General features: G+C 51.3%; 12 protein-coding genes. All 12 read left to right on the top strand.

What is annotated here, in order from left to right:
- Window positions 1–26 precede the first annotated feature (26 nt).
- The 12 genes from lon to hemL all read left to right on the top strand — a co-directional run bounded on the left by lon (window position 27) and on the right by hemL (window position 12,946).
- Window positions 27–2,558, top strand: coding sequence for an endopeptidase La (lon, locus tag ABEW34_RS00520; RefSeq protein ID WP_430153913.1), 2,532 nt, complete (start codon window positions 27–29; stop codon window positions 2,556–2,558).
- Entirely contained in the window at window positions 2,555–3,142 is a 588-nt protein-coding gene (yihA, locus tag ABEW34_RS00515) for a ribosome biogenesis GTP-binding protein YihA/YsxC (RefSeq protein ID WP_430153911.1), read from the top strand. The genes lon and yihA overlap by 4 nt, the downstream gene beginning before the upstream one ends.
- Window positions 3,143–3,417: 275 nt before the next feature.
- Complete coding sequence (locus ABEW34_RS00510; RefSeq protein ID WP_430153908.1) at window positions 3,418–4,008, top strand: non-ribosomal peptide synthetase module; 591 nt, start codon at window positions 3,418–3,420, stop codon at window positions 4,006–4,008.
- Between the two features lie 171 nt (window positions 4,009–4,179).
- Entirely contained in the window at window positions 4,180–4,365 is a 186-nt protein-coding gene (locus tag ABEW34_RS00505; RefSeq protein WP_430153905.1) for a DUF4309 domain-containing protein, read from the top strand.
- A gap of 197 nt (window positions 4,366–4,562) precedes the next feature.
- Window positions 4,563–4,961, top strand: a complete 399-nt coding sequence (speD, locus tag ABEW34_RS00500) for an adenosylmethionine decarboxylase (RefSeq protein ID WP_341281729.1) — start codon at window positions 4,563–4,565, stop codon at window positions 4,959–4,961.
- A 189-nt stretch (window positions 4,962–5,150) separates the two neighbouring features.
- Complete coding sequence (gene hemA, locus ABEW34_RS00495; RefSeq protein ID WP_430153902.1) at window positions 5,151–6,533, top strand: glutamyl-tRNA reductase; 1,383 nt, start codon at window positions 5,151–5,153, stop codon at window positions 6,531–6,533.
- 46 nt (window positions 6,534–6,579) lie between these two features.
- Window positions 6,580–7,392, top strand: coding sequence for a cytochrome c biogenesis protein CcsA (gene ccsA, locus ABEW34_RS00490; RefSeq protein ID WP_430153900.1), 813 nt, complete (start codon window positions 6,580–6,582; stop codon window positions 7,390–7,392).
- A 16-nt stretch (window positions 7,393–7,408) separates the two neighbouring features.
- Window positions 7,409–8,053 (top strand): precorrin-2 dehydrogenase/sirohydrochlorin ferrochelatase family protein, encoded by a 645-nt coding sequence (locus tag ABEW34_RS00485; protein ID WP_430153897.1) that lies wholly within the window; start codon window positions 7,409–7,411, stop codon window positions 8,051–8,053.
- Window positions 8,054–9,025, top strand: a complete 972-nt coding sequence (hemC, locus tag ABEW34_RS00480; protein WP_430153895.1) for a hydroxymethylbilane synthase — start codon at window positions 8,054–8,056, stop codon at window positions 9,023–9,025.
- 5 nt (window positions 9,026–9,030) lie between these two features.
- Window positions 9,031–10,578: a uroporphyrinogen-III C-methyltransferase gene (cobA, locus tag ABEW34_RS00475; protein ID WP_430153894.1), complete on the top strand. Its 1,548-nt coding sequence runs from the start codon at window positions 9,031–9,033 to the stop codon at window positions 10,576–10,578.
- A 64-nt stretch (window positions 10,579–10,642) separates the two neighbouring features.
- On the top strand, window positions 10,643–11,641 hold the full coding sequence (gene hemB / locus ABEW34_RS00470; RefSeq protein WP_430153892.1) for a porphobilinogen synthase: 999 nt from the start codon (window positions 10,643–10,645) through the stop codon (window positions 11,639–11,641).
- A gap of 3 nt (window positions 11,642–11,644) precedes the next feature.
- Entirely contained in the window at window positions 11,645–12,946 is a 1,302-nt protein-coding gene (hemL, locus tag ABEW34_RS00465; protein ID WP_430153891.1) for a glutamate-1-semialdehyde 2,1-aminomutase, read from the top strand.
- Window positions 12,947–12,963 lie beyond the last annotated feature (17 nt).

Genomic DNA, 12,963 nt, shown 5'->3' with positions numbered 1-12,963 from the left:
AGACTTGAACTTTTGGAGGTGCTGGTGTGGGATCCGGAAAAACGAAAAACCGTCGGCTGCCCTTGCTTCCGCTCAGGGGGCTACTGGTATATCCCAGCATGGTGCTACACCTTGATGTGGGTAGGGACAAATCGGTTCGCGCGCTAGAGCGCGCGATGGTTGACGATCATATGATATTGCTTTGCTCGCAATCGGAAGTGAACATAGAGGAGCCGACAGAGGAAGATATCTACAGAATCGGTACGATTGCGAAGGTGCGGCAGATGCTTAAGCTGCCTAACGGAACGATCCGCGTGCTGGTGGAAGGCGTTCTGCGCGCGGAAATTATGGATTATTTGCCGACTGAAGAATTTTATGAGGTAATGGTTAAGGAATTTCCGGAAGAAGAAACGACCGACCCTGAGGTTGATGCGCTCATGCGCTCGGTGCTCAGCCAATTCGAGCATTATACTTCGTTGTCCAAAAAAATTACGCCAGAGACGCATGCTGCGGTTTCGGATATTGATGATCCAGGCCGTCTTGCTGATGTCATTACGAGCCATCTGTCGCTCAAGATTAAAGACAAGCAGGATATTTTGGAGACGATCGATGTCCGTCAGCGGCTTGAGCGTCTGCTTGATATTTTGAACAATGAGCGGGAAGTGCTGGAACTGGAGCGCAAAATCAGCCAGCGCGTCAAGAAGCAGATGGAGAAAACGCAGAAGGAATATTATTTGCGTGAGCAGATGAAAGCGATCCAGAAGGAGCTTGGTGAGAAGGAAGGGCGCGCCGGCGAGGTTGAGGAGCTGCGCAGCCAGCTGGAGCAGGCTGGCGTACCTGACCAAGTGAAAGAAAAGATTGAGAAAGAAATTGACCGTCTGGAAAAAATGCCGACCACCTCGGCTGAAGGCGGCGTTATACGCAATTATATCGATTGGCTTTTATCGTTGCCATGGAGCAAGGAGACTGAGGATGATCTCAGTCTGTCCAAGGCGGAAGACATTCTCAATCAGGATCATTATGGGCTTGAAAAGCCGAAGGAGCGGGTACTGGAATACCTTGCGGTCCAGCAGCTTGTCAAAAAACTTAAGGGACCGATTCTGTGTCTAGTCGGTCCTCCAGGCGTTGGTAAAACGTCGCTCGCCCGGTCTATCGCGAAGTCACTGGGACGCAAATTCGTTCGTATATCGCTTGGCGGGGTGCGGGACGAAGCAGAAATTCGCGGGCATCGCCGTACATACGTAGGTGCTATGCCAGGGCGCATTATTCAAGGCATGAAAACGGCTGGCTCAAGCAACCCGGTGTTTTTGCTCGATGAAATCGACAAGATGGCAATGGATTTCCGCGGCGATCCGGCCTCTGCATTGCTTGAGGTGCTGGACCCGGAGCAAAATAATACGTTTAGCGATCATTTTGTTGAGGTTCCATTCGACTTGTCGAGCGTCATGTTCGTAACGACGGCGAATGCCATGCATAACATTCCGCGTCCCCTTCTGGACCGGATGGAAGTGCTGTACATTCCCGGATATACCGAGCTGGAGAAGCTGAAAATCGCTGAGCGTTATTTGCTGCCGAAGCAGAAGCGGGAGCATGGCCTCACAGATGAGCAGCTGCATGTGAGCGAGGAAACGCTGCTTCAGCTTATCCGCGATTACACGCGCGAATCCGGCGTGCGGAATTTGGAGCAGCAAATGGCTGCGATTTGCCGCAAGGCAGCGAAGCAAATTGTTGCATCGGGCACGGTTCCGATCAAGGCAGAGGAAGCTGCTGAGCAGGATGAGCCTGCTCTGAATGTGCTGGAAGCGGCATTTGGCGAGGGCGGAGAAGCTGCATCCCTATCTGGGCGTCTAGAGAAGCAGCAAGAGGCTGCCTTGCAGTCTGAGCCGCAATCAGAGACAGAGCAGCCTGCTGAGGTGAAGACGCTCAACGTTGATCTGGAGCTGCTTAAGGAGTGGCTTGGACCTGCGAAGTTCCGCTACGGCATGGCTGAGGCTGAAAATCAGATCGGTGCCGTTACTGGCCTTGCCTGGACGGAGGTTGGCGGCGATACGCTCGTTATTGAGGTGACCGTTATGCCGGGCAGCGGAAAGCTGACACTCACGGGGCAGCTCGGAGATGTCATGAAGGAATCGGCGCAGGCTGCATTCAGCTATACGCGTTCGAAGGCGCTGGAGCTTGGCATTGATCCGCAGTTCCATGAGAAAAACGATATTCATATTCATATTCCGGAAGGTGCGATTCCGAAGGATGGACCGTCTGCAGGCATCACGATAGCCACTGCGCTTATTTCGGCTTTGACTGGACGCTATGTGTCCAAAGAGGTCGCGATGACAGGGGAAATCACGCTACGCGGACGCGTACTGCCAATCGGCGGACTCAAGGAGAAGTCGCTTGCCGCCCACCGCGCAGGCATTAAGAAAATATTGCTGCCGAAGGATAATGTTCGCGATCTGCGCGACATTCCAGACAGTGTGCGGAGCGAGATAACGTTTGTCCCGGTTGGGCATATTGATGAAGTCCTCCTGCATGCGCTGCTTCCGGCCAACACAGAAGAGAAAGCAGGAACACCTATATTATGAAGATTACACAAGCAGATTTTATTATAAGCGCGGTTCAGCCGCACCAATACCCGGAGGATGCCTTGCCAGAGATTGCTCTGGCAGGGCGTTCGAATGTCGGGAAGTCCTCATTAATTAATAAAATGATTATGCGTAAAAACTTGGCAAGAACAAGCTCGCAGCCAGGTAAAACTCAGCAGCTTAACTATTACCGCGTCAATGACAGCATCTATTTTGTCGATTTCCCCGGTTATGGCTACGCCAAAGTTTCCAAAACCCAGCGCGAAGCTTTTGGTCAAATGATTGAAAGATACATTCGTGATCGCAAGGAGCTTAAGCTGCAACTGCTTATTATTGATATTCGCCATGAGCCGTCGAAGGATGATCAGCTCATGTACAATTGGCTCAAGCATTACAATATTCCGACCTGCATTGTTGCAACGAAAGCGGACAAAATCCCTAAAGGCAAATGGGACAAGCATATTAAAATGATCAAGGCGACGCTGCAAGCGGATCCTCGTGATAAAGTGGTGCTCTATTCCTCGGAGACCGGCCAAGGCCGCGATGAATTATGGGGCGTTATTACGGAGACGATATCCACATAAGGGAGCAAGTGCGGCAACTTTTCACATAAGAAAGAGAATACAGGAAGATATGTGGGTCTCCTCGCATAATTTTCCCGTTTTTTCTGAAATATGCGAGAATTTCGGCACTGAGCGGCAGGAATAAATGGATGCAATCACGTATAATATAGGTAAGCAAGCGTGAAAGGGCGAATGGTCATTAGATGGATTCGTTTCAAATTTACGTAAAGCGGATATAGAAGAATAGAATTGATTGTAGCATCCAATTGCAAGTTTAAAGAATTGAGGAGATTTTTATGGCTCAGCGGCTAGCCACAGAGTATGTAAATGCCAAACTGCAGTTAACGAATGAAGAGATGACCCAATTTGTCCGTTTTTTTGATGATCAGCAGCTTCACCTACAAGTGATGGTGCTCGATAACGGCAATCAGGAGCTGGTTCTCGAAGACGTAGCAGGGAGGGAAGAGATCAGACTGATCTTTGAGCGTCAACAAGACCGTTACGTTTGTGTGCTCACCTGCCGCCTTGTTCACCAGAAGCTAACCAATGCTATGCGCAAAGCTGTTTCAGCTTTCCATGGGGACGCCGTTGTTAATCGCATTTACAGCCATTATACAATGACCTACCACTATATACAGGGAGCCGTTCGTAAAATCGTTGAAACAACGAAGAGCGGCGCACGTGTTGTGTTCGAATACAAGGATACGATCGGGCAACTGGAGCGGGTATTCCGCAGCCGTTTGATTGAACGCGAGATTTCGATGGTTAATAATGCCATTAATGAGCTGCTTGATCTTCGGAATCAGACGAAAGATCAGACCGAAATCGCCGCTATTGATGAGCGTTTGGCTATGCATACGCACAAGCTGTTTATGCTTGAGGCGTAATTAAAGTATGCGTGGCATGCAGACAGTAAACATAAGCTTATAGGAATCGCTGCTGCGGTTTCTTTTTTTTTATTTTTCATGGGAATCTGGAGGTTTACAGCATGTTCAACACAACGGCATTCAAATATTTTCTTGTTTGCTAGCAGCCGCTTCTATATTGGGGCAAAGCAGTTGACTTCCTTTGATATTGAGAAGTCGTTGGGCAATGAAACAGCGACGAATGGCGACGATCAGATTTATATGTACGAGGTTAATGAACAATATCAGCTCAAATTCATTATCCCGAAATCAACTGGAAAGGTCGACCATATTTCCGTGTTCTGTCCGCTGGACGCAAAAAATAATATGGCTGGCTGAAAAAAAAGGTTGCATTTCTGACAGATAGATGTTATTTTTAATCTCGTTGAAAACATCGTTTAACACAATAATAGGAACCAGGATTCACTCAGGACATGGTTATGTTGCGAGAGATTATTCCCTCGGGAAGTGAATGACGTAGGTCCTAGCGGATGAAATTTTTAAACATTTTATTCCTAGGAAGGGGGAACCGGAAGATGGAATACTCAACTTTCGGAAGACACGTTGCTGTTGATACTTGGGGAGTAGATTTCGATCTACTGAACAACGCTGAATTTTTGCAAGCCCAAATGGTGGAGGCTGCTGAAAGCTGTGGCGCTACTGTAATGTCGGTGCAATCCAAACAATTTGAGCCTCAAGGAGCAACCGTACTCGTGTTGCTGTCAGAGAGTCACCTCTCTATTCACACGTATCCTGAGAGAGGATTTGCCGCGCTTGATTGTTATACTTGCGGTGAAACCGTGGATCCACAGGTGGCTATCGATTATATGATTGCTGTGCTGAAGCCAACAACAACTCATGCAAAGAAGCTGATACGCGGTATGGGCGAATTGCAAGTTGAAGAACCGAAATTGAAACAAATCGAGCTCGTTTAAAGCTCTCACATGTATGATACAGAAATAACCATGGAAGCTTCCATGGTTATTTCTTTGTATGATTAGGGAATAATGGTTTTGTGGTTCAAACTTTATTCATAAATGAAGGAAGTATGAATGTTGAACTGTGCTATAATGGCGTAGAAAGAACGAGACGCGGCAATTTGATAAGGGAGGCAGGTGACACATATGCACATTATTACAGTAGGTCTTAACTACCGTACAGCTCCAGTAGAAGTGAGAGAACGTTTTGCGTTTTCGGAAAAAGAGCTGCCAGAAGCTGTCAAACAGCTTATGAATACAGACAGCATTATGGAATGTGTCATTGTAGCGACCTGCAATCGGACAGAATTGTATGCGGTGGTGGACAGACATCATTTGTGCGGGCATTATATCCGCAGCTTTATGGAGCAGTGGTTCAACCTGCCAAGGAAAGAATTTACGAATCATTTATATATGTACGAGGATGAGAAGGCGATTGAGCATCTATTCCGCGTTGCAAGCGGTTTGGATTCGATGATTATCGGAGAGACGCAAATTCTCGGACAAGTGAAGGATGCTTTCGCACTAGCCCAGCAGCAGAAAGCGACGGGAACGCTTTTCAATACGCTGTTTAAGCAGGCGATTACGATGGCGAAGCGGGCGCATTCGGAGACGACGATCGGCGAATCCGCCGTATCGGTCAGCTATGCTGCCGTTGAGCTGGGCAAGCGTATATTTGGCCAATTTTCCAAAAAGACAGTTATGCTGATTGGGGCTGGCGAGACCGGCGAGCTGACAGCGAAGCATCTGTATGCGAATGGGGCTGACAGAGTTATCGTCGTGAACCGGACGTATGAACGTGCCGTTCAATTGGCGGACAAGTTTAATGGAATAGCTTGCTCGATAGACGAAGCGGCGAATAGGCTGCATGAAGCTGATATTGTCATTAGCTCGACGGGAGCTGACAACTTTGTGCTTACGCGTCAGGTTGTCGCAAGCGCTATGCAGCGCCGGAGATCAAAGCCGCTGTTCATGATTGATATCGCGGTTCCAAGGGATCTTGATCCAACGATTGCTGCGGTGGACAACGTCTTTTTGTATGACATCGACGACTTGGAGGGCATTGTGGAAAGTAACTTGGAGCAGCGCCGCAAGGAAGCCGCCAAAATCGAAACGATGATCGCTCAGGAAATGGATCTTTTTGAGCAATGGTACAAAACGCTGGGAGTTGTGCCGCTAATTCGGGCGCTGCAGACGAAAGCGGCAGAGATTCATGAGGAGACGTTCAACAGCTTGACGAACAAGCTCCCGGATCTGGACGAGCATGAGCTTAAAGTAATCAGAAAGCTGACGAAGAGCATTGTCAATCAAATGATGCAGGACCCTATTTTGCGGATCAAGGAAATGGCCGGAGAAAGACGTGCTGACGAAGCGATGGACATGTTTGTAAAGCTTTTTGCATTGGAAGAGCAATTGGACAAGTCGCAGCAAGCTGAGCTTAAAGCGGAAGCTGCCGAGGCGGCTGCAGCAAAAATGAAAAATGTGCAATCACCTGCAGCTACGGCAGCATTGGCTTCTGCCCTTCGGTAGAAGCACGCTCTTGACAGACGCATAGGGCGGCGATGTGGAGGCATTTATGGCAACGCTAAACTGGTTGTATGACGCGATACTTTATGTATACGCCCTGAGCCTTCTGTTTTATTTCTCCGATTTTATGGACGCAAGCCGGAGAGCGAAACGGATGGGTACAGGGCTACTTATTTTTGTATGGATATTACAGACATTGTTTCTCATTTCGCGAATTGTGTCGCATTTTGAAGTGGCGACGATATCAACCTTTGAATATTGGCTGGGTTTTTGCTGGCTTTTGGTCTCTATATCGCTTGTAATCAGCCGTTTTTTCAAAATAGAGTTTATTGTATTTCTCGTAAACGTCGTTGGATTTTCCGTGCTGGCGCTTAACCTCTACAGCAAGCCGGGCAATGAGGCGATGTTCGCGATTTCAACAACAGCAAGAGAGCTGCTGATTGTGCATATTAGTCTCGTGCTTGTTTCCTATGTGTCGTTAACGATAGGCGTTATTTTCGCCGGGATGTACATTTTCCTGCATCGGGAGCTGAAGGAGAAACGCTGGTCCAAATATGTAAGAAGGCTCCCAAGCCTTGATAAAATTGAGCGATATTCTGATCGCGCTGTCATTATTGGCGTTCCGCTGCTGGCTTTGTCGCTGTCGCTTGCAGTGACGCTGCTGCTCATTGAGGGGCGTTCGATGCTGCTGCTGGATTGGAAAGTCATTACTTCTTTCATCGCTCTAATTGTTTATATTATTTTTGTTGTAAACCGGTCGTTGCTTAATCGCACGAGCACGCAGCTTGCGAAGCTGCATATTGTGGCGTTCAGCTTTCTAGTTCTCAATTTGCTGGCAAGCTACGTATCTAATTTTCATTAGAAGTTAGGTGAGGTTTATGAACGGCTACTATCCGGTCATGTTAAAGCTTCAGGGGTGCCGCTGCATCGTGGTCGGCGGCGGCCCGATTGCCGAGCGCAAGGTGCTGGGGCTGCTTGAAGCGGGAGCCGATCAGGTGACGGTCATTGCGCTTGATTTCACTCCTCAGCTAGAGGAGCTTGCGCGTGGCGGTCACATCGAGGCAAAAGCAAGAGCTTATGCGAGTGAGGACACGAAGGCAGCGCGGCTGCTATTTGCCGCTACAGATCAGGCGGAGCTGAATCGCCAAATCGTGCTGGATGGCGAGCAAGCGGGCATTTGGGTTAATCGGGCAGATGAGGCCGCGGCTGGAACCTTTATTAATCCGTCGGTTGTGCGGCGCGGCGAGCTGGTCATTGCTGTATCGGCATCCGGGGCTAGCCCGGCATTGTCCTCACGAATTCGGGAGGAGCTGGCGCTGCAGTATGGCCCGGAATATATCGGGAGCACAGCTAGGCTGAAAGAGCTTCGGGAACGGGTGAAGCTCACCATTGGCGACCGAAGGCTACGCAGCGAAGTGCTGAAGCTTGCGGCGTGCGAAGCTCCAAAACAAAGCGAGGAAGACGGCGATATAGACGTATGGATTGAGCGGCTCATCGCAGCAACTGACAGGAGGAATACATAAATGGCAGCAAACAATAAGGAAAAGCGTACCATTATCGTCGGAACCCGCCAAAGCGCACTCGCGCTTACGCAAACAGGACAAGTGATTGACGAGCTGAAACGAATTAGCGAGCAGCATGGTTTTGACTATTCATTTGAAGTTCGAAAAATCGTCACAAAAGGCGATCAAATTCTTGATGTGACCTTATCAAAGGTTGGCGGAAAAGGGTTATTCGTCAAGGAAATCGAGCAAGCGCTGCTGGATGGCGAAATCGATATGGCGGTTCACAGCATGAAGGACATGCCGTACGAGCTGCCTGAAGGTTTAATGAATGGTGCGATTCCGAGGCGCGTGGATCCGCGGGATTGCCTCATTATGAAGCAGGGCGACTCCCTTGCTGATTTGCCGCAAGGCGCAAAAGTCGGGACGAGCAGCCTGCGCCGTTCCTCCCAGCTCAAAAACCTGCGCCCTGACCTGGTCGTGGAATCTATTAGAGGCAACATTGATTCCCGGATTCGCAAGCTGGAGACGGAAGGCTTCGATGCGATCGTTCTAGCCGCTGCCGGGCTCAGCAGAATGGGCTGGGGAAACCGCATATCTGCCTTTCTGCCGGAAGAGGTGTCGGTGCCAGCTGTTGGGCAAGGCGCGCTTGGCATTGAATGCCGGGAAAATGACAGGCAGATTCGTGAGCTGCTTGATTTGTTTAACGACAGCGAAACGGCTTATGCGGTTCGGGCCGAGCGGAGCTTTCTCGGCACGCTCAATGGCGGCTGCCAAATTCCGATTGGCGCCCATGCGGTTGTGCGTAAAGGTGCGGACGGCACGCTGGAAGGCGCTGAGCTTGAGCTAACGGGAATTGTAGGATCGGCGGATGGAGCCGTGCTGCTGAAGGAAATTAAGACAGGCAGCGATCCAGAGGTGCTGGGCAAGGAAGTAGCCGCAGCGCTCATAGCAAGAGGAGCGGACCGCATTTTAGCGGAAATCGGGGGATAAAAGTGATGGGGAAAGGTATCGTTTATTTGGTTGGTGCGGGTCCGGGTGACGCCAAGCTGATTACGCTGCGCGGCTTGGAATATTTGAAGAAAAGCGATGTTGTCGTCTATGACCGCTTGGCAAGCCCAAGGCTGCTTGCGCATATGAAGCCGGGCGCCGAGAAAGTATACGTAGGCAAGCTTCCCGACCGCCACACGATGAAGCAGGAGGAAATTAACCAGCTGCTTGTGAACCTTGCTTTGCAGGGCAAGGTGGTGACGCGGCTTAAGGGCGGCGATCCGACGATTTTTGGCCGCGTAGGCGAGGAAGCGGGACTGCTTAAGGAAAACGGCATAGGCTTTGAAATCGTGCCGGGCATTACTTCCGCGATCGCTGTGCCTGCTTATGCGGGCATTCCGGTTACGCATCGTGATTTTGCTTCCTCACTTTCGATCATAACGGGACATGAAAGCCCCGATAAGCTGGATCGCTCGATTTATTGGGACAAGGTAACGAATGCGACGGGAACGCTTATATTTCTGATGGGCGTAGCCAAGATTGGCTATATTGCCGATCAGCTCATGAAACATGGCAAGCCTGACACAACGCCTGTTGCGCTGGTGCGCTGGGGAACGAGGGTCGAGCAGCAGACGGTTGTCGGCACGCTTGCTACGATCGAGCAAATTGTGCGTGAGGCGAATTTTCAGCCGCCGGCTGTCATCGTCGTTGGTGATGTCGTGCTGCAGCGCGAGCAATTGCAGTGGTACGAGAGCAAGCCGCTGTTCGGCACGCGCGTGCTGGTGACTAGAGCGAGAGCGCAGGCAAGCGAGCTGGCTGACCTGGTAGATGAGCTGGGCGGTGAACCATGCGAATACCCTGTCATTGATATCCGGGAGCCAGAGGAGGCCACAGCGGTCGCTACACTGCGAGCTGCGCTTACGGAAGCGGAGCAATATGGCTGGCTGATGTTCACGAGCGTGAACGGCGTGGACTATTTCTATCGTTGGCTGCGGCGTTTCGGAATCGATATTCGGCGCTTCCATAAGGCTAGAATCGCGGCCGTTGGCCCGAGAACAGCTGAAGCGCTGGAAAATCGCGGGCTGACCGTCGAGCTGCTGCCGGCAAAGTTCCAGGCTGAAGGGCTGCTGGAGCAGCTTGCAGGAGAGCTGCAAGCTGGCGAGCGGGTACTGCTGCCGCGCGGTGATTTGGCACGCGAGGTGCTGCCGCGCGAATTGGCGGCCAAGGGGCTGCTGCCAACGGAAATCGACGTATACGAGACGGTACTTGCCGATACGCAGGATGATCAGGTGCTGGAATGGATCGACGAGAAGCAGATTCATATGATTACGTTCACCAGCTCCTCGACCGTAACGAACCTGCTGGAGAAGCTGCGCCGCAGCGGCATTAGCGATCCTGTGCAGGCGATATTGGACATTCCGGCGATCAGCATAGGGCCGCTGACGTCAGCTACGATGAAGGAAGCAGGCTTGCGTGTAGCCGCAGAGGCCGAGCAGGCGACGATACCATCGCTTATCGATGCGATGATTAAGTTCCGCATCGCGGAACGGGGATAAGGCATTATTTTTTAACTATTGGCGCGACACAAGCTTCACAAAACAGTTGGAGGAGGAATGGAAGATGGCATTTCCTGTCGTAAGGCATCGGAGATTGCGGCAATCCGCCGCTCTTCGCAGTATGGTGAGGGAAACGGCGCTTTCTGCTAATGATTTTATTTATCCGATTTTTGTGACGGTGGGCACGAACGTGAAGGAAGAGATCACATCGATGCCGGGCGTTTATCATTTTTCATTAGACCGCTTGGAAGAGGAGATCAGGGAAGTTGTGGCTCTGGGCATTCCATCCGTCATGCTGTTTGGCGTTCCTGCTGCGAAGGATAGCGAAGGCACTTCCGCATTTGCTCCTGACGGTATTGTGCAGGAGGCTATTCGTGCTGTAAAGGGCTGGGCGCCTGAGCTGCTCGTTGTAGCAGATACTTGCCTATGCCAATTTACAGATCACGGTCATTGCGGCCTTATCCATGTGCATGAGCGTACAGGCAATGCGGAGGTCGATAACGATGCTTCGCTGGCGCAGCTCGTTCGCACAGCCGTTTCACAAGCTGAGGCAGGCGCGGATATGATCGCTCCGTCCAACATGATGGACGGCTTCGTGGGCGCTATTCGCGAAGGTTTGGATGAAGCGGGCTTTACACATATTCCGATTTTGTCCTACTCGGTCAAATATGCTTCTGCTTTTTATGGCCCGTTCCGTGAAGCGGCACATTCAACGCCGCAATTCGGCGACCGCAAGACATATCAGATGGACCCTGCCAATGCGCGCGAGGCGCTGCGGGAAGCGGAGTCCGACGTCGTTGAAGGCGCGGATATGCTGATGGTTAAGCCAGCGCTTGCGTATATGGACGTTATTCGCCTGCTGAAGGAGCATTTTGATCTACCAGTGGCGGCGTACAATGTGAGCGGCGAATATGCAATGGTAAAAGCGGCAGCGGCAAATGGCTGGATTGACGAGCGCGCTGTCGTATTGGAGACGCTGACCGGAATGAAGCGCGCGGGCGCGGACATTTTGATTACGTACCATGCGAAGGATGCTGCACGTTGGTTGAAAGGGGCTGAATAGTCGATGAGTCATTCATCTTCAGGCAGAAGCGATATTCGCTCACGCGAGGCATTTGCGCGGGCCAAGCAAGTAATTCCGGGCGGCGTGAACAGTCCGGTTCGCGCTTTTAAATCCGTAGGATTGAATCCGGTTTATATGGAGCGCGGCCAAGGCAGCCGCGTATTTGATATCGACGGCAACAGCTACATCGACTATGTCGCTTCATGGGGACCGCTTATTATGGGCCACGCGCATCCAGAGGTCGTTGAAGCGATCAAGCGCACCGCGGAAAAAGGCACCAGCTTTGGGGCGCCTACGGAACTGGAGACGCTTATGGCGGAGCTTGTGTGCGAGCGTGTTCCTTCGGTTGATGTGGTCCGGATGGTCAACTCCGGCACGGAAGCGACAATGAGCGCCTTGCGTCTGGCTCGCGGGTTTACAAAGCGCAGCAAAATCGTCAAGTTTGAAGGCTCATACCACGGCCATGCCGACAGCCTGCTCATTAAAGCGGGTTCTGGTGTGGCGACGCTTGGCTTGCCGGACAGTCCCGGCGTTCCGGAAAGCATTGCCTCCCAGACGATTACGGTGCCTTACAATGATATCGAGTCGATCAAGCTCGTATTTGAAAAGTACGGCGAGGAAATTGCCTGTATCATCGTCGAGCCGATTGCCGGAAACATGGGCGTTGTCCCGCCGCTTCCGGGCTTTCTGCAAGGACTGCGCGACATTACGGAGCAATACGGCAGCCTGCTTATTTTTGATGAAGTGATGACGGGTTTTCGCGTCCACTACAGCAGTGCGCAGGGTCTGTATGGCATTAAGCCAGACATCACTTGCTTTGGCAAGGTGATCGGGGGCGGATTGCCGGTCGGCGCATATGGCGGCAGACGCGATCTGATGGAGCTTATGGCGCCGAGCGGTCCGATTTATCAGGCGGGCACGCTGTCAGGCAACCCGCTGGCGATGGCTGCTGGCTATACGACGCTGAAGCTGCTGACGCCGGAGACCTATGAGCTGCTGGAGCGCCAAGCGGTCCGTTTACAGCGCGGCTTCGAAGCGAATGCGAAGGCGGCTGGCATTGCTTCGACGATCAACCGTGTCGGCTCGATGGTATGCCCGTTTTTCACCGAAACGCATGTCATCAATTACGATACAGCCAAAACAGCGGATTTAGAGCGCTTCAAGGCGTATTTTGCCGCTATGCTGGAGCTTGGCGTGAGCGTTGCTCCATCGCAGTTCGAAGGCATGTTCGTGTCAGCTGTCCATACGGATGAAGATATTGATGCAACGATTGCTGCAAACAGGACTGCTTTGAGCAGGTTGTAGTTCTAGCAAGCAGCAAT

It is taken from the genome of Paenibacillus algorifonticola (genome assembly GCF_050481745.1).
GTDB lineage: Bacteria > Bacillota > Bacilli > Paenibacillales > Paenibacillaceae > Pristimantibacillus > Pristimantibacillus algorifonticola_A.
The sequence above is the reverse complement of the archived record's forward strand: the minus strand, read 5'-3'. Positions and strand labels throughout refer to the sequence as shown.